This is a genomic window from Sphingomonas sp. HMP9 (assembly GCF_013374115.1).
In the GTDB taxonomy this organism is placed as follows: Bacteria; Pseudomonadota; Alphaproteobacteria; order Sphingomonadales; family Sphingomonadaceae; genus Sphingomonas.
Map to the genome: position 1 here is coordinate 2,973,179 of NZ_AP022673.1, position 23,545 is coordinate 2,996,723.

General features: G+C 63.0%; 20 protein-coding genes. 9 read left to right on the forward strand and 11 right to left on the reverse strand.

The genetic code is table 11. The annotated features are described in order from the left end of the window. The first annotated feature begins 346 nt into the window (after positions 1-346). Positions 347-3,202 (forward strand): PAS domain S-box protein, encoded by a 2,856-nt coding sequence (locus HMP09_RS13390; protein WP_176500766.1) that lies wholly within the window; start codon positions 347-349, stop codon positions 3,200-3,202. A 637-nt stretch (positions 3,203-3,839) separates the two neighbouring features. Here HMP09_RS13390 and HMP09_RS13395 read toward each other — a convergent pair. The 5 genes from HMP09_RS13395 to HMP09_RS13415 all read right to left on the reverse strand — a co-directional run bounded on the left by HMP09_RS13395 (position 3,840) and on the right by HMP09_RS13415 (position 8,085). Further along, positions 3,840-4,955: an IS110 family transposase gene (locus HMP09_RS13395; RefSeq protein ID WP_176500188.1), complete on the reverse strand. Its 1,116-nt coding sequence runs from the start codon at positions 4,953-4,955 to the stop codon at positions 3,840-3,842. A gap of 104 nt (positions 4,956-5,059) precedes the next feature. Further along, complete coding sequence (locus HMP09_RS13400; RefSeq protein WP_176500767.1) at positions 5,060-5,329, reverse strand: TonB-dependent receptor; 270 nt, start codon at positions 5,327-5,329, stop codon at positions 5,060-5,062. A 49-nt stretch (positions 5,330-5,378) separates the two neighbouring features. Continuing rightward, a complete protein-coding gene (locus tag HMP09_RS13405; RefSeq protein WP_176500768.1) occupies positions 5,379-6,824 on the reverse strand; it encodes an ISKra4 family transposase in 1,446 nt (481 codons plus the stop codon). Continuing rightward, entirely contained in the window at positions 6,821-7,498 is a 678-nt protein-coding gene (locus HMP09_RS13410; protein WP_176500769.1) for a plasmid pRiA4b ORF-3 family protein, read from the reverse strand. The genes HMP09_RS13405 and HMP09_RS13410 overlap by 4 nt, the downstream gene beginning before the upstream one ends. Continuing rightward, positions 7,495-8,085, reverse strand: coding sequence for a recombinase family protein (locus HMP09_RS13415; RefSeq protein WP_176500770.1), 591 nt, complete (start codon positions 8,083-8,085; stop codon positions 7,495-7,497). The genes HMP09_RS13410 and HMP09_RS13415 overlap by 4 nt, the downstream gene beginning before the upstream one ends. Positions 8,086-8,715: 630 nt before the next feature. Between HMP09_RS13415 and HMP09_RS13420 the strand changes: the two genes are divergently transcribed. Both HMP09_RS13420 and HMP09_RS13425 read left to right on the forward strand, forming a co-directional pair. After that, positions 8,716-9,363, forward strand: a complete 648-nt coding sequence (locus tag HMP09_RS13420) for a hypothetical protein (RefSeq protein ID WP_176500771.1) — start codon at positions 8,716-8,718, stop codon at positions 9,361-9,363. Further along, on the forward strand, positions 9,363-9,809 hold the full coding sequence (locus HMP09_RS13425; protein ID WP_176500772.1) for a hypothetical protein: 447 nt from the start codon (positions 9,363-9,365) through the stop codon (positions 9,807-9,809). The genes HMP09_RS13420 and HMP09_RS13425 overlap by 1 nt, the downstream gene beginning before the upstream one ends. Before the next feature lie 106 nt (positions 9,810-9,915). Here HMP09_RS13425 and HMP09_RS13430 read toward each other — a convergent pair whose 3' ends face one another. The 3 genes from HMP09_RS13430 to HMP09_RS13440 all read right to left on the reverse strand — a co-directional run bounded on the left by HMP09_RS13430 (position 9,916) and on the right by HMP09_RS13440 (position 13,276). Then, entirely contained in the window at positions 9,916-11,772 is a 1,857-nt protein-coding gene (locus HMP09_RS13430) for a S8 family serine peptidase (protein WP_176500773.1), read from the reverse strand. Between the two features lie 314 nt (positions 11,773-12,086). Then, positions 12,087-12,653, reverse strand: coding sequence for a hypothetical protein (locus HMP09_RS13435; protein ID WP_176500774.1), 567 nt, complete (start codon positions 12,651-12,653; stop codon positions 12,087-12,089). Then, the gene (locus tag HMP09_RS13440) at positions 12,650-13,276 is read right to left on the reverse strand and encodes a recombinase family protein (protein ID WP_176500775.1); all 627 of its coding nucleotides are present in this window, start codon (positions 13,274-13,276) and stop codon (positions 12,650-12,652) included. The genes HMP09_RS13435 and HMP09_RS13440 overlap by 4 nt, the downstream gene beginning before the upstream one ends. 94 nt (positions 13,277-13,370) lie before the next feature. Here HMP09_RS13440 and HMP09_RS13445 point away from each other — a divergent pair, with 94 nt between their 5' ends. After that, positions 13,371-16,268: a Tn3 family transposase gene (locus tag HMP09_RS13445; protein WP_176500776.1), complete on the forward strand. Its 2,898-nt coding sequence runs from the start codon at positions 13,371-13,373 to the stop codon at positions 16,266-16,268. Here the strand turns inward: HMP09_RS13445 and HMP09_RS13450 are convergent. Together HMP09_RS13450 and HMP09_RS13455 are read right to left on the reverse strand one after the other, a co-directional pair. Beyond that, complete coding sequence (locus HMP09_RS13450; protein ID WP_176500777.1) at positions 16,265-17,569, reverse strand: DUF4158 domain-containing protein; 1,305 nt, start codon at positions 17,567-17,569, stop codon at positions 16,265-16,267. The genes HMP09_RS13445 and HMP09_RS13450 overlap by 4 nt on opposite strands. A gap of 17 nt (positions 17,570-17,586) precedes the next feature. After that, positions 17,587-18,192: a recombinase family protein gene (locus HMP09_RS13455; protein WP_176500778.1), complete on the reverse strand. Its 606-nt coding sequence runs from the start codon at positions 18,190-18,192 to the stop codon at positions 17,587-17,589. A 589-nt stretch (positions 18,193-18,781) separates the two neighbouring features. Here HMP09_RS13455 and HMP09_RS13460 point away from each other — a divergent pair. The 3 genes from HMP09_RS13460 (at position 18,782) to HMP09_RS13470 (ending at position 21,245) form a co-directional block, all read left to right on the forward strand. After that, on the forward strand, positions 18,782-19,624 hold the full coding sequence (locus HMP09_RS13460) for a GGDEF domain-containing protein (RefSeq protein WP_232090276.1): 843 nt from the start codon (positions 18,782-18,784) through the stop codon (positions 19,622-19,624). A gap of 242 nt (positions 19,625-19,866) precedes the next feature. Next, positions 19,867-20,385 carry a MarR family winged helix-turn-helix transcriptional regulator gene (locus HMP09_RS13465; RefSeq protein WP_176500780.1) on the forward strand — a complete coding sequence of 173 codons (519 nt, stop codon included), beginning with the start codon at positions 19,867-19,869 and terminating at the stop codon, positions 20,383-20,385. Then, positions 20,382-21,245: an SDR family oxidoreductase gene (locus HMP09_RS13470; protein ID WP_176500781.1), complete on the forward strand. Its 864-nt coding sequence runs from the start codon at positions 20,382-20,384 to the stop codon at positions 21,243-21,245. The genes HMP09_RS13465 and HMP09_RS13470 overlap by 4 nt, the downstream gene beginning before the upstream one ends. Before the next feature lie 213 nt (positions 21,246-21,458). Here the strand turns inward: HMP09_RS13470 and HMP09_RS13475 are convergent, their stop codons facing one another. Continuing rightward, positions 21,459-22,133 carry a TetR/AcrR family transcriptional regulator gene (locus HMP09_RS13475; RefSeq protein WP_176500782.1) on the reverse strand — a complete coding sequence of 225 codons (675 nt, stop codon included), beginning with the start codon at positions 22,131-22,133 and terminating at the stop codon, positions 21,459-21,461. A 73-nt stretch (positions 22,134-22,206) separates the two neighbouring features. On the opposite strand from HMP09_RS13475, the gene HMP09_RS13480 reads away from it, so the two are divergent. Beyond that, the gene (locus HMP09_RS13480; protein WP_176500783.1) at positions 22,207-22,641 is read left to right on the forward strand and encodes a pyridoxamine 5'-phosphate oxidase family protein; all 435 of its coding nucleotides are present in this window, start codon (positions 22,207-22,209) and stop codon (positions 22,639-22,641) included. Continuing rightward, complete coding sequence (locus tag HMP09_RS13485) at positions 22,638-23,543, forward strand: aromatic alcohol reductase (RefSeq protein WP_176500784.1); 906 nt, start codon at positions 22,638-22,640, stop codon at positions 23,541-23,543. The genes HMP09_RS13480 and HMP09_RS13485 overlap by 4 nt, the downstream gene beginning before the upstream one ends. The last annotated feature ends 2 nt before the right edge of the window (positions 23,544-23,545 follow it).

Below are 23,545 nucleotides of genomic sequence, written 5' to 3' on the forward strand. Positions count from 1 at the left end.
GTCACCGTGCCTCCCGCGACAAGGTTACCGTCCTAGCAGACAATGCGCGGAGCAACACCCAAACTTGCCTCTCCCGCGACCGGCTACCGTCATCGGCGTAGTGCTTGTTGAGGCTGTCTCGTCGTCAAAGTCCCCGTTTTGGATTTCGCGAATGTCGTCGCTTTGGCGTCTGAGTGCAATTGAGACCTTTCAGCGCAAATCGGCCTCGTAAAGGCGGCGCTTTCGTTCATTGTGCTCACTGGCTTCCGTGCGGACCTAGCGATCGCGGAGAAGCGCGAGGACGAGTGCGCTGGCGAGCACAGTCGAGCACTGATATGGCAGTCACTAAAATTGATTGGGACGATAGATGCTTAGCTTCCTCGCCGAAGGTGGCCAGATGGGTGCCGCCATCCGCGGCTTTGACTGGAGCGGGACGCCACTCGGGAACCCGGCAAGCTGGCCGACGCCTCTAAAAACGCTCGTGGGCGTCCTGCTCAACGCGAACCAGCCCATGTTCGTAGCCTGGGGGCCGGAGCAGATCCTGCTGTATAACGACGCTTATGCTGTAGTGCTGGCTGACAAGCATCCCGGCGCACTTGGACGCCCGTTCCTTGAGGTCTGGTCGGAGATCAAAGCGGACCTGATCCCGATCGTCGAGCAGGCATATGGAGGCGTGCCGGTCCATATGGACGACATCACGCTCATGATGGACCGCCGGGGCTATGTCGAGGAAACACACTTCGCATTCTCCTACACGCCGGTCAGGGCTGCGGGAGGCGTGGTGGACGGTTTCTTCTGCGCCTGCACGGAGGTAACCGAACAGGTTCTTGGCGAACGCCGTCGTGCGGCAGATACCGAGCGGCAGAGGAGGTTGTTCGAGCAGGCTCCCGGCTTCATTACAATCCTGCGTGGTCCCGACCACGTGTTCGAGTTCGCCAACGCTACCTACCGACGCCTGTTCGGTGAGCGCAACTTCGTTGGTAAAACGGCGCGTGAAGCGTTCCCCGAACTGGGTTCCCAAGGTTTTTTCGAGCTGCTCGATCGCGTCTATCAGAGCGGTGAGCGTTTCGTTGCGGATCGCACGACCATCCGCCTCGATCGCCTAGGCTCAACGACCGAAGAGTTGGTCCTCGACTTCATCTACGAGCCGGTCACAGATGACGCCGGAAGGGTAACCGGTATCTTCGTCGAAGGTCATGATGCGACCGAGGCGCACCGTGCAGAAGCCGAGCTACGCGAAAGCGAAGAGCGTAACCGACGAATGGTCGAGGGCGTCAAAGACTACTCGATTTTCACGGTCGATGCGGCAAACCGGGTGCTGGATTGGACGCCGGGCGCAGAGGCCGTGTTCGGTTGGTCGGCAGATGAAATGAAAGGCAACAGCGCCGATATCCTCTACATGCCGGAGGACAGGGCTGCCGGTGTACCCGAACGCGAGCTAGCCACTGCACGCGCCGAAGGTTGCGCGAACGACGAACGCTGGCACGTCCGCCGAGACCGCTCGCAGTTCTTCGCAAATGGCTCGGTGCGTCCGCTCCATGATGCGTCGGGTGTCATCATCGGCTTCATCAAGATCGCCCGCGACGAAACCGAGCGTCGGGCAGCAGAGGCAGCCTTGCGCGAGACCGAGCAGCGATATCGATTGGCTGCCAAGGCGACCAACGATGCGATCTGGGACTGGAACCTCACAAGCGATCGCATCGATTGGAACGAAGCGGTCACCGTCCTTTTCGGCTATTCCGCAGCCGAGGTTGAACCGAACGGCGACTGGTGGATCGAGCACATCCATCCAGCTGACCGGGACCGAATCTACACCTCCATTCACGCTGTGATCGATGGAGCCGGAGACCACTGGGCAGCCGAATACCGCTTCCGCCGGGGGGACGGCACCTTCGCCCATGTTTTCGACCGGGGCCACGTCATTCGCGACGAGCAAGGCCGCGCCACCCGCATGATCGGCGCCATGCTCGACCTGACCGAGCGCAAGCGGGCCGAAGAGCGGCTGCGCGAACTGAACGAGACGCTCGAAAGCCGCGTCATGGAGCGAACGACGGAACTGATGGCCTCGCAGGATGCGCTTCGGCAGGCCCAGAAAATGGAGGCGGTCGGGCAATTGACCGGTGGCCTCGCCCATGATTTCAACAACCTACTGACCGGCATCTCGGGCAGCCTCGAGATGATGCAGGTCCGTATCTCACAAGGGCGAGTGGCGGAGGTCGAGCGGTATGTGACCGCAGCGCAGGGTGCAGCCAAGCGCGCGGCGGCACTCACCCATCGACTGCTCGCCTTCTCGCGCCGGCAAACTCTTGCACCCAAACCGACGGACGTGAAACAGCTCGTCACCGGTATGGAGGACCTGATCGGCCGCACAGTCGGCCCAGCGGTAGAAATCGAGACGGTGAACGCGGCCGGGCTGTGGCCCAGCCTGATCGACCCGAGCCAGCTCGAAAACGCAGTGCTCAACCTCTGCATAAACGCACGCGACGCAATGCCGGATGGAGGCAAGATCACGATCGAGACCGGCAATCGCTGGATGGACCAGCGCGGGGCCGAGCAGCGCGGGCTCGAGCCGGGCCAGTACATCTCGTTGTGCGTGTCCGACACAGGCACTGGCATGGCGCCTGACGTTATCGAGAAAGCGTTCGATCCATTCTTCACGACGAAGCCGATCGGTATGGGGACCGGGCTCGGGCTGTCCATGATCTACGGGTTTGCCAAACAGTCGGGCGGCTCGGTCGGCATCTATTCCGAGGTGGGTCAGGGTACGATGGTGTGCGTCTACCTGCCGAGGCATGTCGGAAAGGCAGAAACCGAGGAAAGCGAAACCGGCGTGGAGGAAGCACCGCGGGCCGAGGCGGGTGAGACGGTGCTGGTAGTTGATGACGAGCCTACCGTCAGGATGCTTGTCGCCGAAGTGCTGACGGATCTCGGCTACACCGCCATCGAGGCGGCGGACGGCGCGGCCGGACTGAAGGTCCTAAACTCGGATATCCGCATTGATCTGCTAATTACCGACGTTGGTTTGCCAGGCGGCATGAACGGCAGACAGGTCGCCGACGCGGCGCGCAACGTGCGCCCCGATCTAAAGGTGCTCTTCATTACCGGCTATGCCGAGAACGCGGTACTGAGCCATGGTCATCTCGATCCAGGTATGCACGTTCTGACTAAGCCGTTTGCGATGGACGCCCTCGCCAGTAGGATTCGGCAGCTGATAGAGGGATGATCGGCGCCCTGTTTGGGATGCTGCGCTCGCTCCGCTCTATTGCGGCAGCTGCGGTGAACCCAGCCTTCCTGAGTTAACCGAGCGCTTCGCGGCCGACGCTAAAACCACCAATGGGCACTGCTGCCGCAGCGTTGTCGCGAAAATGCTCGTTAGAACAATAACGAACTAGCGCCGTCGACTAGGGCATGCCCTAATTCAACATCGATAATTGTCGGCGTCTAATCCGGCTCCCAATGCGGCGATTAAACACTCGATTTGGCAACCGCTAGGTACGTATTTCTCGCCGTTTAGGGGACCGGTGAGAGGATGTTCGAAAACGTACGCTCTCATGACTGCCATCTGAGACGCTGGCCAAGTTTACTCCTCCGCTGACGCCAACGCCAGCGACTGTTTGAACCTTGGCGGGTGTGCCGCGGACTCCTGATCGACGACGATTGATCAAGCTCTCATCCGCGGATTGGTCACCGCACTACCCGTATCCGTCGCTGGGCCTATCCTCCGTCTAAGTTCGGGCGTCGGACGAACCTGCCCCACCGTACACCGTGGATTGCCCATCACAGTCGGGTGCCCGCGGCACGCCGGCCAAGGCTATACAGCTGATGCGCTGGCGCCTCCTCTTGTTGTCGCCACTGGCAAATCAGTTGGCCTTCGCAGGCGCCATCCGGCGTGCGATATCCCAGGCATAGCCGACCAGTTCGCGCGCGATCGCGGTCGTTACCTTGGGCTGCGGCTTGCCGGTTGCCGACAATCGACGGAAACGCTGACATAGTCGCACCTGCGCTTTCCAGCCGATAGCTTGAACCTCCTCCGGCAGATCGGCGACGCGTTCCCGGTAACGCCGTTCCTCACGCGCCGGCAGCCGATAGGACCAGCTCGCTTCCACGAGCGTGGTGCGTGCCTGCGCGTTCCCCGCTCGGGTGATGCGGCCGCGATGGGTGCGCGCGCCACTGGAGTGCTCGGACGGGACAAGGCCGACATACGCCATCAGCTGCTTGGGATTATCAAAACGAGTGAGGTCGCCGATTTCGGCCACCAGCGTGGCAGCGCTGACCAGCTTGATGCCACGCAGGGCTTGAAGTCCGCGCACCAGCGGGGCGAAATGCCATGTCGCCACCGCCTCGCCAAGCGCTGACTCGAGACGGATGACACGGGCCTGAGCCTCTAAAACCCGCTTCTGAAGCTCCTCAAACGCCAGCTGCTGATGCGGATAATCAAAGCGCTGTTCGGATAGCCATCGCCAATACATCTTCGTCCATGCAGACCGTCCTCCGAAACGACGATCGTGTCGAAGGAGGAAGCTGCGGACAGTCTGTTTGGCTGCGGTCGCATCGTCCTGCGCACTACGCCGGGCGCGGATCAGGTCACGCACCGCCTCATGTGCCTCATCCGGTACCCAGATCGCCGTCAGTTCCCCCGCCCGCAACAGGCGTGCTAACGTCATCGCATCTCGCCGATCCGTCTTTACGTGGTCGCCCGGCCGCCTCGGCATCATCGACGGCGCGATCACGATGCACGGCTGCCCCAGCTTGATCAGCAAACGTTGTAACCCGTAGCCGCAAGGACCAGCCTCGTAGCAGAAGCTCAGCGTCGCGCCTGGTGTTGCCAGTCGTTTGACCAGTTTCCTGATCTCATCGTCATCGTTGGCTACGGTGCCCACGAAGCGGACCTCACCCCCGCGTTCGCCCTCGGCAACCGCGACCGCGATGGTCGCCTTATGCACATCCAGCCCGATATACTTCGCCACATCCGTCATGACTCGCCTCCGTTGCTGACTACTCCATCGCCAACATCTCAGAGCCGCAAAGGCTTCCCGCAGTCATCGGGTCTAAGCTCACGGGGGGCCTGTTTGGCGCCCTGCTACAGCGTGATCGTCGCTCCGATGCGCAACATCCTGGGTTCGACGGTGCGGCTGTGGACGCCTTCGATCCCGTCGATCGGCTCACCGGGCAATCGTGACGCATAGTAATAGTCCGCGTCGGCGCGCGCGGTGTCGAAGATGTTGAGCATCTCCGCGGTCACCTCGACGGGGCCGAACCGACGTGCGGCGCGCAGGTTGACGACGGTCGTGGCAGGGGATCGTACGCTGTTGTCCTCGATCAGGGAATGCGGTCCCAGGTAGGAGCGCATCACAAAACGGGGGCAACCCGGTTTGAGCGGGGGGTAAGGCAAACGTCCATTATGCTGTCTGCGCTGGTCTGAACCCAGGCCATCGTTTTCGGAACACGCCCTCGAGTTCACCATTCAGCACGCGCGTTCGCGTCTGCAATTGAAGATGCGCGCCGTGCCGCGTCCAGCGCATCGATTGCCGTTTCGAAAAGCGCTTGGCGACCACCTGATTGATCGCGCTCTCGACGAAGCCCGATGAGATGCGCTCGCCGGCGCGGTATCGCTCGCCATAGTCGATGACGCTGCTGGCATTGCGACCGATATACACGCCGAACTCGGCGAGCGCCGCGGAGAGCTTCTTCAGCTTGGTCTTGGCGATATCGGACGCCTCTTCGCTGTCCGCGTCGACGTCGTCCTTGATCCAGGAAGCCTGGTCGATCGCGTCATCGACATGCCCGTTCCACAGCAGCTGCTTGAGCCGGTCGAGATCGCTCGCATGCTTGTCCCGCCACTCGATGTCCGGTCCCGCTCCCTTTATCATCTGGCCAATGACGGTGAGCCGCATCGCTATGTGGAACCAGTCGAGCACGTGCTCCGCTTCCGGGCTGATCCGGCGCTGCAGTTTGCGCACGCTCTCGCCGCCATCGGACAGGAACACGAGTCTCTGGTTGGGCTGGTATCCTTGCCTTCGCAGCATTTCGAACATGCGCCGACGCGGTCGATCATCAAACGCCTGCACAAAGGCGAAGCAGCGACCCAGCGCCGATGGTGCCGTCGATGCAGGGTCGCCGACCGGATCGTCGGCGTCGCGCCGAACCGATGTCAGACCCTTGCCCGCGATCACCTCGAACCATGAGCCTTCGCGGTCGCGAACATATCCGCCGTCGATGCCGACCACCATCGGGCCATCGGGTAGCGGCATATCGAAAAGATCGAGCTGACAGCCCTCGAAGAAGGCTTGTTTCTCTGGTCCGAGCTCCGCCTCCTCGCGGCGAGCCTCGGCATACAGATCGCGGCGCACGCGCTCGGCGCCGATCGGACGGTCCAATGGCAGGAGTTCGCCAAGCATGCGCGCCGCCAAGCCATAGGACATGAGCGATCCCCAGCGCGTCTCCAGATAGAGCAGTTCCGGGCTGGTGCGCCGAACCAGCAGTTCGGCCAGCGGCGTGACCGTGATGCCCGTACCTTGGTCGCCACCACACCCGCACCGCCGCAGTCGCTCGGCGATGATCGTTTGCGTGCCGAATATGGTGCGCATCACGATCGGGCGGCGATCCTTCAGACGGCGACGAGCGCCGCATGCCGGACAGGGTCGGCTGGCCGTCTGCCACGCCGCTGCCTGAGCGGTGATCATCTGTTCCTGAATGCCGTGAAGCAGCGCGTGACCCTCGGCGAGCGTCAGGCCGAGCGTCTCCGGGGCAAGTGAGACGGCGCGATCGATCAGCGCGGGCCTGCTGCGTTCATCTTCGATCGCGTGATCGCCAAGGATAACATCGACAGCACAGTGCAGGGTCATGGAAAAGCTCCCTCGTCAGCCCCCTGCTTACCCCCGATCCTCTCGTTCGCCGCTTTCCTGTCGAACCGCTCGACGAGCCGAAGCCGTCGCCGCATACTTTCGACCGTGCGATCCAGCTCGTCCATGCGATCCTGGTTCATTACGATCCTGCTGAAATCATTCGTGCGCAGCCCGTCGGCCAGTTCCCCGGCGAAGTCGGCCATAGCCTCGACATCATCGTCATCGTACGGATCAAATGCCTCGCTGACGGCAGCCGCGTAACCCCGCGGGCCGCCACAATCCTCGGGCGGACAGGTGCCGCGCCCGGCGATGCAGCGCGGAACGCTGCCGCGCAGGTCGGTTTGTTTCAGCGGCTCGATACGAACGTCATGCTCCCACCAATCTCCGAAATCATAGACATAGGAAAAGCGCTCACCGCTCCGCAGCCGGAAGTCGCTGAAGCGGATACGAGGGTTGCGGCCAGTCTCCGGACCATAATCGACACCGTGCAGGTGAAAGCGCCAGAGATGCTGGTCTTCCCATCCCATCGCCGCCTGAATGGCGATGTGCAGCCCGGACAAATTTATCGAGGCAGGCACGACGATGCGTCGCCAAGCGGTCGGCTTCACACCGTGGAGCGATATGCGCAGCCGGAGGACACCGGGACTGTCGGTTGCGGTGTCCGTGCCGGTCATGCGGCGCGACGTGCCTGCTCGGCAATGGCCATGGCGTCCGCCTCGGCGACATAGGCATAGAGCGTGGGCTTAGAGATCCCCATCAGCGTGCAGATATCGCGGACCGTCTTGTCCTTCGCGCGGTATAGCTCGACCGCATGGCGGCGTTTGTCGGGCGATAACCGATGCTTGCGGCCGCCCATGCGACCGCGTGCGCGAGCCGCTTCAAGACCAGCCTTGGTCCGCTCGCGAACGAGCGCGCGCTCGAATTCGGCAAGCGCCGCGAACAGATGAAAGGTCAGCTTGCCATTGATCGTCGAGGTGTCGATGCCCTCGGTCACGGAACGGAGCTGAACGCCTTTGTCGTCCAGCTGCCGCACGAGCGCTATCAGGTCCGGCAGTGATCGCCCAAGCCGGTCCAGACGCCAGACGACGAGCTGGTCCCCGGCACGAGCATATTCCAGCGCCGCGATCAACCCCGGCCGATCCCCATTCGCGCCGGACTTTTTGTCGTCGAACGTCTTGTTGCAGCCCGCCTTGCGCAGGGCATCCTGCTGCAGGTCGAGGTGCTGGTCCTCAGTCGACACTCTGGCATAGCCAATGAGCAAGCGCAGGTTCCCCCTCAGGGCAGGAAAGCCGTCAAACAGCGGCGGTGATTGCCGTTGTTTCGCTTACCTGTTTTCCTTACCTTCACGCAGGAGGGAACACCAGCGGCGACGATCGGGATCAGAATTCGGCAATCATCCGGACGTTTGCCTTACCCCCCGCTCAAACCGGGTTGCCCCCGTTTTGTGATGCGCTCCCCAGGTAGGGGTCGGTTCCGGGAGAGGGCGGAAAAGCACCCTAACGATATAAGTTCGGTTGATCAGCGGTTTACGAGGACCGTCCCAGTCGAACACATGTCTGTTTGGGACGGTTTTTGGCCGCTAAAATCCGCTGTTTCTCAGCTGGAAGCGCGGGATAGGTTCAACTGGGACATTCGAAACCGGTTTAGCGTGTCATTCCGCCCTCAGCCGGAACCGACCCCCGACTAGGCCCGTTCTATTTGTTCTTGTTTCGTTTCCTCTAATCTAATGATCATGCCCCAGCCTGCGGGACTTGGCGGTCACGCTCATTAGAGGGGTCAGTTCCGGCTGAGGGCGAAATGACACCCTAAGCCCTGCGTCTCGGCTGCTTTGCATGCGCGGACGGTAGATCGTGTTTGTGGTGAGCGGTCTCGGACGATATTGTGACGCCCCATGGCAGCGGAAAACAGCAAGGCTCTGGATACGAAGGTGGTTCGTGCACTGCTGGATCGCCATGCCTGCCCGGTGCCGTTCCATGCGGTCCGCACACGCTTTCTCGGCAACATCGCGTCGCCAATATTCAGCGCATCCCCATTGCGGGTTGTGGAAGGGCTGTGGGGCGGCGAAATGCCGGAGTTCCACAGCATGGCGGAAGCAGAGACGCTGATCGGCATGCTGGTCCAGGGGCTCTGGAACGACTTGGCCAGGCACCAGAAACGTAGCCAGTCATTCCGGCTGACGCGGTTGCCGATCCAAGCGACCGCCCCAGATCTGCATTATTTCGGACAGGTCCGCATGAAGGAGCTCGATGGCTTCGTGGACGGCCTGTTCGCCGGGGAGGACGAGATCGACCTGCCCGAGCGCGCGCATGTTGCGGTCGGGTTGCTCGGAGAGATGCACGCGATAATGGTCGGCATCGTCGATCTGGTTGACCGCGATCTTATAGCTGACGACCGTGTGCAGCTTGAGATCAAGTTGCGGGGCTTGCGCGATCTGACCCGGATCATGAAAGGCGAGATTCACGAGGCGGTGCTGTCCTGCACGCGCGCGCGTCGGCAGATGCTTGAGGGCATTCCGACCATGAATCCCACAGTGCATTGATGGGGGCGCCGAACGAGGAACGTCTGCGCGAGACATTGCCCAAGATCGAGGCCCTGTATGCCGCGGCTGGAACGCAGGGCGAGAAGGTTGCGGCAGGTGCCGCGGCCGAGCGCCTCCGGCGCCGCTTCGAGAAGACGCGTACTGAAGAAGCGAGCGAGGAGTTCAGGTTTTCGATCTCCGATCCCTGGTCCCGTCAGCTGTTCGTCGCGCTGTGTCGCCGGTACGGTCTGCGGCCGTTTCGCTACAGCCGGATGCACCGCCAGTCGGTTGTCGTGCAGGGACCACGAAGCTTCGTGGATGGCGTGTTATGGCCGGAGTTTGAGGAGTTGAGCGTCGCGCTGACGTCGCATTTGGGCGAGATCACCGATCGGATCATTCGCGAGGAAGTTCATGCCTCGACCCAGGACGCTGAAGAGGTTCGTGAGACGTCACTTCTGAGTTTCTGACGTCGCATATGTCGCCGCTTTTGCGACAGCGGGATGGCAGATCGTCGTCGACCTGACTCGATCCGCGTCCAGAGACATGCGTCGATCAATTCGGCACGGGGCTATGTCATTTCATCCCGGCATGCAGGGACTGGCGCTGATTCATCGTTGGAAGTTTTGCGTCCCCGATCGGCGTCGCGCCATCGATGATGCGACGAATAGTCTCAGGGGGTGTGAGTTTGGGCTCAACCGCTAGTATCTTCGCTGCCAAGTTAACGACCGCAGGCGCCGCCATGGACGTTCCCGAAAGCCGCAAACGGGTCCCGCCAGGAACCACCGATGAGACTTGATATCCGTTAGCGTAAATTCGAACCGTTCTGCCGTAGCTTGTAAAGGACGTGGCGTCGCCCGCTTGATCCACCGCACCGACGGTTATGAGGTTTGGTAGCTCGAACGACGAAGGAATGTCCTCGTTGAAGCCCGCATCGTCGTTCGAATTGCCGGCTGCTGCCACAAACAGGACCTCCGGTGCGCCTTGCAGCGCTTCGAGCAATCCGGCGCGATCGATCGCAAAAAGCTGCCGTGCGATGGACTTTCGGTCATTCGCATCCTTACCGGCACCATTAGCTTCCAGCGCGGCCTCGTACGCTGCGGGACCTTGCCCCCAACTCATGTTGACGACGCGCATTTTGCGATCGCGAAACCACTGGACGAACGTGGCGTAAGCGGAAGCCTGACGACGAATGCGAGCTTCGGTAGGTACCGCGGGAACGGTGTGCCAATCCCAGTTTTGACGGGCGACTGCCAGCCGGATCGCTGGATTGCCGCGGGCAGCAATGCCGGCAACGTGGGTGCCATGAGCGTAATAGCCCCCAAAGAAGTTCAACTCCTCGATTGTCCCGGCCACCTCGTCGGCGCGGAGCGACGCGATCTTCTCGAACACTGCGTCTGCTGCCGGGCTGTCGATACCCTGTTCGGCATCGGACTCGCCTTGGATGTCGTGCAGCCGGATGGGGTAGGCCAAAGCCTGTTCCGGTGTGAGCGGGATGAGCTCCCCATGAGCGGGGTTGAAGTCGATGTCGAACGCTAGCCCGTGTCGGTCGAAGCGCGGATCGGGATGCGGATCGTCGAACACTTGACCAGGAAACAGCGACAGATCGCTACCCTCATCCCAGATGGCGACGTTGACCGGCGTCAACCGCTGGCTGCTCAGCAGCGTAACCTCCCGCACAGCCCAGATGTCGGGCTTTTCGACACGGTTCGCAGCGATGTACGCCTTCAGCACCGCAATCGTTTCTGCGCGCACTGGCAGCCAGACCTTGGCGGCAACGCGGCTGTAGATCAGCCGCGCGGCGAGATCTCCGCTAAGGTGCCCGGTACGCGCAACGGCAGGCTCGATGAAGGTGGCGACACTCCCAGCAATGATCGGTCGGGTCTGCCGGATTGCCGTAACCTTACTATTTTTGATCGTCTCGCCGATGACGGCCCAAGGCAGGCTGTTCAGCCATTCACCGTAGATAGACGCATACGCCTTTCGAAACCTCTCGCCCGAGGTCTGGCCAGTCTGGCGGTGCGCAGCGACTAGGGCTTTCAGCCTCATGCTGCTCAGCAATCTGTCTGCGGGCTTGCCTTCCACCTCGTCTATCTGCGCGGCTAGGGCCAGGACGCGGGACTCATCGCCTTGCAGAACTGCGACGCTTTGGAGCGTCATCAACAAACCACGTTTGGTGGCGGGGTCCACGATCTCGTAGGATGTGAGCGTCGCTTCAATATCGGCCGCTACCCTGGCTGCGAATGCGTTGAACCTCGCATCGTCGGCAGCGAGCAAGCTGGATGCTGTTCCGGCAACCGGATAGGTAAACCGCGGCAGATCGTCTTGCGTCCGTACGATATGTTTAGACGCCACAGATGGCTGAGCGTGCGCCGAAACCGAGAAGATCGCCGCGGTGCACAGAACAATGAAGCGTTGTCGCGCCCAGCGCATAGCAAACTCCCTCACGCGAAGCTCTATCGAGAGTACCGTACAATGCTTCATGGCTCATTGGCCACAGGCAGGCTATTTTATCGCGAAGGTCACTTTGGCTACGCCGCTTTGGCAGGATGCTTTGAACGTCAGCCGCTTGTTCCGGCTGGGCCACTCAACTCGTGAAGCAGCCGAGACGCAGCTGACATGGCAGCTGAGCAAGGCTGCCCGGATCCACGAACATTTGGTGCTAGCCGGCAGCGCTGCCCCACCTGGCCGCGGTAAGCGGCGAGCCTTTGTCGCAAATGTGCTGAGATAATCGTCACGTGGGTGCGCTACAGATCCGTGAGATCCTCGGGGTATCTCCCACCGCGTTGGCAAAAGGCCTCCCAGGTTTTCTTACCGAGCTCTGAAACCACGAGACATTCCGGATCATCTGACATCGGTTCCAAGAGGGCGAGACGAAGGAGCGGTGCGATCGTCTTGTCGCCGATGGCCTTGTCAATGGCACGCCCGGGGACGACGAGTTCCCATCCGGCCGTTCCCCGTCCGGTGACGGTCAAAGCGAGATGTCCGCCCCATGCCGGCTCGTCGCCACGCCCTAGCGTGAACAGGCAAATGCTCCAGAAAGCAGTTCTTGGGCGGGGCGGGATCAGCATCCATTCCATGGCTCCGGTACCCGCTTGCTCGACAGCGGATATCGGGTTGGCCGGATCGTCACCGACACCGCTAACGCCATCGCGCCAGGCTCGTTCCAGTGCCTGGGCGATGGCACCTGCCGTATCGACGGCAAGGCCGTATTTGCGGTTGTAACGGTCCTTGGCGACGATCCCGCGCGCGATCTCACGAAACCGCGCCTTGCGCCGTGGGTCGGAGGAAAATCTTCCGGATGGCCCGGTCATGCCGCCTCCTCGACCGGCGCTGCATCCACGCGCGCGCGCCCGACGATCGCGGCGACGGTGTTCTTGCTGAGACTGAGATCGCGGGCGATCCAGCGATAACTGCGGCCTTCGGCAACGAGTGCCAGCACCTTGGGCGCGAGCCGGTCCGATTTAGGACGGTCGCCGATTTGCCGACCGAGCTTGCGTCCCCGTGCCCGCGCTGCGGCGAGACCGGAGCGGACGCGCTCGCTCAGCATGTCGCGCTCGAACTGCGCGATGCCGGCGAGCATCGTCGCCATCATCCGCCCGTGCGGCGTATCGACTTCGAAAGTCATGCCGCTCATCGCGACCACCGACACCCGCCAGCCCGACAGTCGGTTCAGCGTATCAAGCAGATCCTGCGTCGAACGCCCCCAGCGGCTGAGTTCTGTGACGAGGATCGCATCGATGTGGCGCGCCTGGGCCAGTTTCATAACCTCGGCACGTGCCGAGCGGTTGGCCTTCATGCCGGACGCAGTTTCGCGGAAGACCTCTACCACATCATATCCGCCACGCTCGGCAAAACCGACAAGATCGCGAAGCTGCCGCTCGCACGACTGGTCGGCGGTCGAGACACGGGCGTAGATGGCGGCGCGTTGTCCCAATTGAACCTTCCCGAAATCAGGCCCCAAAAACCCTTGATTCACGCGGGGCCAGTGTTGTCCAAAACAGACTTCTGTTCAATCGGGACAATGCCGCATGCCCAGACGCCATATCCTGAGCGCGCGGCATCGGTCGGCGTTGCTCGACCTGCCGACCGACGAGGCGTCGCTGCTGCGGCATTACATCCTGGCGGATGACGACCTGATCCATATCGACCGGCGACGCCGGCCGGAGAACCGGATCGGCTTCGCACTGCAACTCTGCGCGCTGCGCTATCCCGGACGGATGCTGGTGCCGGGCGAGGTGATCCCGCTTGCTGTGTCCGCCTTCCTCGGCGCCCAGCTCGGTATCACCGGTGACGCGCTCGTTCGCTACGCCGTTCGGCGCCAGACCCGCCAGCAGCACATGGAGGTGCTGCGCTCCATCTACGGCTACAGGACGTTCCCCGGTCAGGGCGCGCCGGCACGGGCGTTCCGCGACTGGCTGTTCATCGAAGCCGAGCAGGCACGTTCGAACGACGATCTCGCCCGGCGCTTCATCGCCCGCTGCCGCGAGACCATAACCATTCTGCCGGCGATCACGACGATCGAGCGGTTGTGCGCCGACGCGCTCGTCGCGGCCGAACGTCGGATCGAGAAGCGCATCGCCACGCGCCTTGATCCGGCCGCTCGCACTCGGCTCGACCGGCTGACGACCGAGATGCTGCCGGGGGCAATCAGCCGCTTCATCTGGCTGCGCCGGATCGAGCCGGGCAATAATTCCGCCGCGGCGAACCGGCTGCTCGACCGATTGGAGTTCCTGCGCGCGATGAATCTCGATACCGGTCTGCTCGCCGGCGTCCCGCCGCATCGTGTCGCCCGGTTGCGCCGACAGGGCGAACGCTACTTCGCCGATGGCCTGCGCGATCTCAGTGCCGACCGGCGTCGCGCCATCCTCGCGGTCTGCATCATCGAGTGGGCCACCGCGACCGCGGATGCGGTGATCGAGACGCATGACCGGATCGTCGGGCGCACCTGGCGCGAGGCGAAGCAGCTGCATGACGCACGCGCCGCGGAAACCAGAAATGGGGTCACTGCGACGCTGGGCGGGTTCGCCGCACTCGGCCAGTCGCTGCTCGAAGCGCATGGCGACGGCGCGTCGCTGGAGGATGCGGTCGCGCGTGCAGCGGGATGGGAGCATCTCACCCGCCTCGTCGCTACGGCCAGGACACTGACGGACACGCTCGGCGACGATCCGCTGGCCCATGTCGATCAGGGCTATCACCGCTTCCGCCGCTATGCCCCGCGCATGCTGCGCTGCCTCGACCTCGAGGCCGCGCCGGTCGCCCGGCCCTTGCTGGACGCAGCGACCGCCATCGCGACCAAGGGCGCACTTCCGACGACCGACGATTTCCTGCGCCCACATTCCAAATGGCGGCGACAATTGCGGGCGAAGGGCGACGATGATGCGCGCCTCCGGGAAGTCGCGGTGATGTTCCACCTGCGCGACGCGCTGCGCTCGGGCGACATATGGCTCGACCGCTCGCATCGTTACGGCGACCTCCGCCACGTTCTTGTGCCGATGGCGGTCGCGCGCGCCGCGAAGCTGGCGGTCCCGCCCGACCCGCATGTCTGGCTCGCCGACCGCAAGGCGCGACTTACCGATGGCCTTGCCCGCCTCGGTCGCGCGGCGCGCAACGGCGCGATCCCGAAAGGCAGCATCGAGGGTGGCACGTTGCGCATCGATCGCCTGACCGCCGATGCCCCGGACGGGATCGATGACCTAGTGCTCGACCTGTATCGACGCCTGCCACCCGTCCGCATCACCGACCTGCTGCTCGAAGTGGATGCCGCGCTTGGGTTCACCGACGCCTTCACCCATCTGCGCACCGGCGTACCGTGCGGCGACCGGATCGGCCTGCTCAACGTCCTGCTCGCCGAGGGGCTGAACCTGGGACTGCGCAAGATGGCTGAGGCGTCCAACACCCACGATTATTGGCAGCTTTCCCGCCTCGCGCGCTGGCACGTCGAAAGCGAAGCGATCGATCAGGCGCTGGCTCATGTGGTCGCCGCGCAAGGAGCGCTGCCGATGGCAAGGGTCTGGGGCATGGGCACCACCGCATCGGCCGATGGCCAGTTCTTCTCTGCCGCGCGGCAGGGCGAAGCGATGAACACGGTCAACGCCCGCTACGGCAACGATCCCGGCATCAAGGCCTATACCCATGTCAACGACCGGTTCGCGCCGTTCGCGTCGCGGACCATCCCCGCGACCGTCAGCGAGGCACCCTATCTGCTCGACGGGCTGACGATGAACGAAGCCGGGCGGCGGATCGAGGAGCAGTACGCCGACACCGGCGGGTTCACCGATCATCTGTTCGGGATCAGCGCCATGCTCGGCTACCGCCTCGTGCTGCGCATCCGCGACCTGCCGTCCAAACGGCTCTACGTGTTCGATCCCGCCGCCACGCCGAGCGAGCTGCGGCCGCTGGTGGGCGGGAAGGCGCGCGACGCGTTGATCGTCTCCAATTGGCCCGACCTGTTCCGCTGCGCGGCCACCATGAGCGCGGGGCAGGTCGCGCCGAGCCGCATCCTGCGCAAGCTTGCCGCCTATCCGCGCCAGAACGATCTGGCGGCCGCACTGCGCGAGGTCGGCCGGATCGAGCGGACGCTGTTCATCATCGAATGGATCCTCGATGCCGGCATGCAGCGCCGTACGCAGGTCGGCCTCAACAAGGGCGAGGCACACCACGCGCTCAAAAACGCCTTGCGCATCGGCCGCCAGGGCGAGATCCGTGACCGCACCACGGAGGGGCAGCACTACCGGATCGCGGGACTTAACCTGCTCACCGCCATCATCGTCTACTGGAACACCCTGCATCTCGGCCATGCCGTCAAAGCCCGACGCCGCGAAGGGCTTGATACGCCCGATCACCTTCTCGCCCATATCTCACCGCTCGGATGGGCGCATATCCTCCTCACCGGCGAATACCTCTGGCCCAAGGATACCGCCGCTTAGGGTGTCATTTCGCCCTCAGCCGGAACCGACCCCAGCCTGGCGCCCTGATGCACCGTCCGCAGCAGCTCGATCGACGCAAGGATCTGATCGGTCGGGCGAAACGACCGGAAGCTGAACGCCGCGAATACGAGCCTGGCGACGGCGCGCAGCGATCTCTGGCGACCCACCAGTTCGTCGAACTCGTCGTGCCTGTCGGGATGAACGAGACCGGAGGCTACCGCGACGCTGGTCTCCAGCGCCTCCCACCCGAGCGTGCCGGCGATCGCCGCGCCGAGATCACCGCCGCTCGTGCGCGCCGCCAGCAGCGCCCGGCCGAGCTGGACATGATCGACCGCGACGCCAGTCAGTATATCGGCCTCGCGCAAGCGCCGCTCGTTGCGGCTCCACTCCGCCTTACGCCGGGCGGTGCCGAGGAGCCTGCCGAACAGGTCGATTGCCAGGTCGGTGAGCGCTGCCTGCCGCTCGATCACGAAGGCGGTCAGCGTCGCATAGCGGCGGTCTGCCGAGAAGCGCTGCATCTCGCGGGCGTGGAGGATGCGCGCTTCCTTGGCGATGACGCCGTAGCGGTTGGCGTGGATGGTTTTTCGCCGTTCGTCGGTGATCCCTGCGCGGCGCACGACCTCGAGCCGGGCGATCACCGCCTTGAGGCTTTTCGTTCTGGCGCCTTCGGGTGCATCGGCGATCCAGCCGAGCATGGTTCGCTCTCCGCTCCGTTCGCTGAGCAACTCGTCCAGGCTGGCCAGCGTGGCCGGGCTGAGGTCGGCGATCAGATGTCGATACGCCTGTCGCCGCGCCATGGCGCGACCAGCCAGCGCAAGTCGCTCGATCAGGTCCGCGCCCGGGACAACAATGCGCGCGGCCTTCAGCGCGTCGATGACGGCGAGTACGATCGGTTCCCCCTTCTCCGTGGCCACCGCGCCGATCGCTGCCGCTCGGATACACAGGCGATAATCGCGCTCCTGCATCGTCCGCAGGTCCAGTTGGGCCACGATCTCGGCCAGATGCTCGCGCCGGGTCTCGTCACGCCGGGCGTAAAGCTCGAACACGACCGGATCGATGCCGATCTGGTCGGCGACCGTATCGAGGACAGCGACCGGGATCGTCTCGCCCGAGCGCAGTGGCCGCCCGAGATCGCGCACCAGCGCCAGCTGCACCGCGAAGCCCAGCCGATTGTGGGATCGGCGACGACGCCTGGCGAAGGCGACATCCTCCGGCGTGAGCGCGTAGCGCGCGAGTGCCTCCTCGTGGGTGTCGGGAGGCTCGAACAGAACCGATCGCGCCTGAGCATCCAGAAATGCCACGCCGGCGATCCGCTCAGTCAGCCGGTGATCGCAGGCTTGTCGGCCGCCCCGGCCCCGGCCCACCCGGTCCGCTTCAGCATGTCGATCAACGTCGAGCGCGGCACCTTGAAGCTGCGGCATATCGAGGCCTTGCTGGTGCCGCCCTCCAGCGCCGCCAGGATCTGGTCGATCTTCTCAGCATCGATCGTGGGCGGTCTGCCGCCCTTGCGGCCACGTCGACGCGCCGCGGCGAGTCCTGCGTTGACGCGCTCGGTGATCAGTGCCCGCTCATATTCGGCGAGCGTGCCGAATAGGTTGAACAGGAAGCTGCCATGCGCATTCGTGGTGTCGATCGCTTCGGTCAGCGACCGGAAGGCAACGCCGCGCTGTTTCAGTTCCTCGACGATGCGGATCAGGTGCGACAGCGACCGGCCGAGCCGATCGAGCTTCCAGACGACGAGCACATCGCCTTCGCGCAGATCGGTCATGCACGCTTTCAGGCCCGGTCGATCGTCGCGTACGCCCGAGGCGCGATCCTGGTGCAGATGCCGCTCGTCGATACCCGCGCCGAGCAGCGCGTCACGCTGCAGATCGACCGACTGGCGATCGTCGTTGGTGGAGACCCGCATGTAACCGACCAGCATATGCGACAAACCCCGAAATAGACGTTGTCGCGCATCCTAGCGGTCCGACAGGGTTTGTCGTGCGAAATACGGGGCTTTTCGGAGGGTGGATCAGCAGTCGCCGAGTGGTGCGCGGAAATCAGATGTTTGCCGTTGTCCTTAATCGCACCGTCGACGCGTTAGCGTACACGGCTGAAGAAATTCCCACGGAGCCCCCTATCGGTCCTCTTTGCAGACCGGCTTACAACCGACGTGATGCAAAACTTTTGATTTTCGCATCAAGAATGAGCTGTTGAACCCGAACTCTGCCTTTCCCAAAATCCGATGCTGTTTTGAGATTCAGTCGCGCGACCGCCAAGCGCCGTGCATCGAATACCGACCTGCTCGCGATCATTACGTCTGAAAGAGCCGTCGGTTGGACCGAGAAAGGCGTGATCTTCATCGCCCGTTAGGTGCCCAAGGCTTACGAACCACTCCGACGTCTTGATGCGTTGCGTATCTCGGGAGTAGCGGTTTGAAGCCTTGGGCACCTGACGACGCGAAGGCATCAGCCGTCCTCCAATTGATCGCGGAGCATTCCAGCGATGTCATTGCCCTTGTTGGGCCTGACATGACCTTCAGCTATATTTCTGGATCCTCCGAGCGGTTGTTTCTCAGATCGCCGTCCGAAGTGATCGGGCACCCTGTCTTCGAGTTCGTATTCCACGAAGATCTGCCTACTCTCGTTGAAGCTAACCGGGTCGTAATGGGTGGCGGCTCGAACGATGCGACGGTCATCGTGCGAGTCATTCGCGGCGATGGCTCCCTGCTCTGGGTTGAAGTAGCCTCAAGGGTTGTCGAGAACCTGAAGTCGGGGACCCCGGGGGACCGAGCGGTCATCATGCGCGACGTATCTCAGCGCAAGGCTCTCGAAGACGAGTTGCGTGCCATGGCGATGAAGGACGGCCTTACCGGTCTTGCCAATCGCCGGGCGTTTGATGAGGCGCTTTCGGGAGAGTGGAAGCGGACGCTTGTTGCCAAATCACAGCTGTCGCTGCTGATCGCGGATATCGATCACTTTAAGAAGTTCAACGACGCTCATGGGCATCAGGTGGGGGACGATTGCCTCCGCAGCGTGGCAACGGCGTTCCTTTCGGCAACCAGCGCCGATAAAGATGTGGTCGCCAGATATGGGGGTGAGGAACTGGCCGTCATACTACCTGACGCTAACCGTGATCATGCTATGGATGTCGCTGAACATATCAGGGCTGCTGTCGAGGCGCTGCAAATTCCCCACGGAGTAGAGGTAGGAGGGGTAATTACCGTCAGCATCGGCGTAGCTACCGCTCTCGCCCGTGACGGTGCAACAGCCGTAATGCCGCAGACTTTGCTGACCTCTGCCGACCGCGCACTATACCTCGCGAAGGAAGCCGGAAAAAACTGCTGCAAATCAGCGCTTTTGCTGGCGAGCTAGCCACAGCTAATTAGCTAATGGAGCTGTTGAAACACGCCCGCCCCATAAAACCTGGCCATCCCGTAAACGATCGTTTTGGGAACGCCTGAGCCGTCTCGATCGCCGTTCCCAATCGGGAATCGATTAGCGCGCACCGGGATTGTTCCAACTGCCGCGGGCGGTTCTGACATCACCACGCTGCAACCTGCGCATTGAGTTGGAACAAAAAAGCCTGATCTCCATTTTGACAGTATAGTGTCATAATGAAAGCAGGCTGTCTTTTGCCCCATCAAGACAACACCGTGCGCGAGCTGGCGCTGACTATATTTGCCGCGAACGGCCGCCTTGTCGGTGCCGGGAACGAGCTGGTCGCGCATCTCGGCCTGACCAGCGCCTGGTGGCAGGTGCTGGCGGCGTTGCGTTATTCGCCTTTCCCGCTACCGACCGCCTCGATCGCTCGCAACATGGGCCTGACCAGGCAGGCGGTGCAGCGCATCGTCGATGTGCTCGCCGAACGTGGGCTCGTCGAGTTTCAGAGCAATCCGCATCATCAGCGCGCCAAGCTGGTCGTGCTAACGCCCGCCGGCCTTGAGGCAGTCACAGGCGCGGAAAACGTGGTCGCGCCCTTGGATCAGGCCATCCTCGACCGGATCGGGAGCGAACGCTTGCAAGCCGCGATCGCCACGCTGGACGAGATGATTGTCATCATTTCCGAGCGGCTCGACGGTGTCGAAGACGCGTCGTCCTCCATCCCCCACAACCTCAAGGAAACCCTGCCATGATCCTGGTTCTAGGCGCCACGGGTGGCATCGGCGGTGAAGTATGCCGGCTACTGAAGCATGAAGGCACGCCGTTCCGGGCGATGGCCCGCAAGCAGGAGCAGATCGACTGTTTCCACAAGGACGGCGTAGACGCCGTGCGCGGGGACCTCGACCGGCCCGAGACGCTGACGGCCGCGATGACCGGCATCGACACACTGTTCCTTGTCACCGCGCCCACCCAGGCCCAGGTCGCTCAGGAGACGGCAGCGATCAACGCCGCCAAGCGCGCCGGGGTGGGCCGAATCGTCAAGATATCCGCTTCCGACTGCAATGTTCGCTCAAAAATCCCGTGGGCCAAGTCGCACGCGCTGATCGACCATCATCTGCGCGCATCGGGGGTCGAATGGACGATCCTAATGCCGACAGCATTCATGCAGAACTTTCTTTGGTTCACCAAGCCGGTCGCGAAAGGTTATCTTCCGCTCGGCGCGGGCAAGGGTTCGGTCTCGTGGATCGACACGCGCGACATCGCGCGGGTCGCGGTCACCGTGCTGATGCAAGACGGACACAGCCGCGCGACCTACTTCCTGACAGGCCCCGAAACCTTCGACATGGCGGAAGCGGCTCGGCAACTGGCGAAGGTAACGGGACATGGCGTGCGCTACCTCGATTTGCCTGGTCCCGTCTTCCGCACGGTCCTGCGCCTCACCGGCAACTCGCGCTGGATGGCCAACGGGTTGGTCGCGCAGTTCTCCGACATGGTGGCGGGCCATCACGACATTGATCCGACGGGCGAGGTCGAGCGCCTGACCGGACAGCCGCCCAAGGATTTCGCGACCTTCCTGCGCGACCACCGCGATGCATTCGCCAAGGCTGCTTGACCCGCCAGCCCTCCGTCAAAAGGATATATCGTGCAACTGGATGTCCCTTCCTTTGCAGGTCCCATCGTGGTGACCGGCTACCGCGAGCGGACGTTCGTTCTGTCGCGGGAGCGCACCGATCGTATTCTCGTTTGATGCTGTGGCTTGGGTTTCGGGAAGCTCTGGGCTTTCCCAAAACTCGATGCTCAATCGGGAAAGACGGGCTGGGAGAGCTTACGACGCGTCGGCGGCGTGAAGACATCCGGCGCGGGAAAGGAGGTCGATGGCATCGTCGATACGACGTGGTGCTTCCGCATCCAGTAATTCGCGATCGTCGCCGATCAAAGCACGCATCTGGTGGGGAACGAACACCATGTCGATGAAACGGCCCGCGATGCTTGATGCATGCTCGATCTGATCCGGCGTAGCATCGGCCCCGGCGATAGCCCGTGCGACGCACGCGACGCCCCCATCTCTTCCTATCCGGTCAACCAATCTCGCAAGCTCGGGCATGCGGTGGGCGGTCGTGAAGACCACACGCATCAGTGCGACCGCCTCGGGCGCCAGAGCGTGATCCAACAAGCTATTCCCGACCGCTCGCAGCCGGTCCTGAACGGACAAATGCCACGGCACTTCCCCTGACGGGATTAGCGTGCGGTCGACCATCCGCCGAACGACGGCCGCGAACAATTCCTCCTTGTTGGCATAGCGGGCATACAGGCTGGCCTTGCCCGCACCCGCCTGCACGACGACCTGATCGCAGCTCGTCGCATCGAACCCGAGCCGAAGGAACAGGTCCGTGGCGGCGTCAAGAATGCGACGATCGACCTCGCCGGCTTGGTCGGCGGATGGTCGGCCACCGCGTCGCCGCATTGCTGGATCGGGTTTCGGAACGGTCAGCGTTTGCATCACGCAACCATATAGGGCATTGCGCCGTTTAATAGAACTGAACGGTATAGTTCAGTTAAATATTGAGGTGCGTATGGCTGGAATGACACTCGAAGACCTCTCCGAGAAAATGGGCAAGATCGACTTCGGGATGCTCTCCACCCGCACCGGGGGCGGCGCAGTCGTAAGCCGGCCGATGAGCAACAACGGCGAGGTGGAATACCAGGGCGACAGCTTCTTCTTTACCGATGAGCGCGCGCGGATGGTCTCCGACATCGCGGGCGACGCCCAGGTCGGACTGACGTTCACCGGTGCTGCCGGCTTGCTAGGCGGCCCGCCGCTGTTCATCGCGGTGGAAGGCAATGCCGAGCTGATCCGCGACAAGGCGCAGTTCGTGACCCATTGGACAAAGGATCTCGACCGATGGTTCGAACAGGGAGTCGACACGCCCGGTTTGGTGATGATCCGGGTTCATGCAGACCGCATCCATTACTGGAACGGTAGCGACGAAGGCGAGATCGCGCTGTGAACGATGGTACGGGGCGGACGATCGCGCTGGCCGGTGCAACGGGCGATCTTGGCGGACGCTTGCTGTCGGCACTCATCCGTCGCGGCGTGGAGGTGCGTGCAGTGGTCCGCAGCACCACGCCGGCCGCCTCGCAGGATGCCGTGCGCGCCGGGGGCGGCACGCTGGTCCCGGTCGATTTTGCCGACGAGGCTGCGCTCACCGCTGCGCTGGCGGGTGTGGAATGCGTTGTCTCGGTTCTGAACGGCCTGGAACCGGTGATCCTCGATCTTCAGGGCCGGCTTCTCGATGCGGCGGTCGCGGCGGGCGTACCCCGCTTCATCCCGTCCGACTTCTCGCTCGATTTCACCAAGACCCGCCCCGGCGACAACCGCAACATGGACCTTCGCCGCCGCTTCATGGCGCGGGTCGATACCGCGCCGATCCGGGCGACCTCGATCTTCAACGGCGCGTTCGCGGACCTGTTGATCGGCGAAGCGCCGATCGTGCTGCCGCGCTTCCTGCGCATCCTCTACTGGGGTGACGCAGACCAGCCGCTGGACTTCACGACGAAGGACGATGTCGCGGACTATACCGCCGACGTGGCGCTCGATGCCGATGCGCCCCGCTTCCTGCGGATCGCCGGGGACGTGGTGTCCCCGCGCGACCTGGCGACATCGATGACGCGGCTCGACGGTCGCCGCTGGAAGCCGTTTCGTGCGGGCGGGCTCGGGCGTCTCTCGGCGCTGATCCGCATCGCGCGGACGCTGTCGCCAAAAACCGACGCGCCGTTCTCGGCGTGGCAGGGCATGCAATATGTCCGCGACATGTCGAGCGGGCGCGGCAAGCTCTCGCCCCTCGACAATGGTCGTTACGGCAAGACCGACTGGACGCGCGCCGAAGCCGTCCTCGCCCCGACAATCTGATC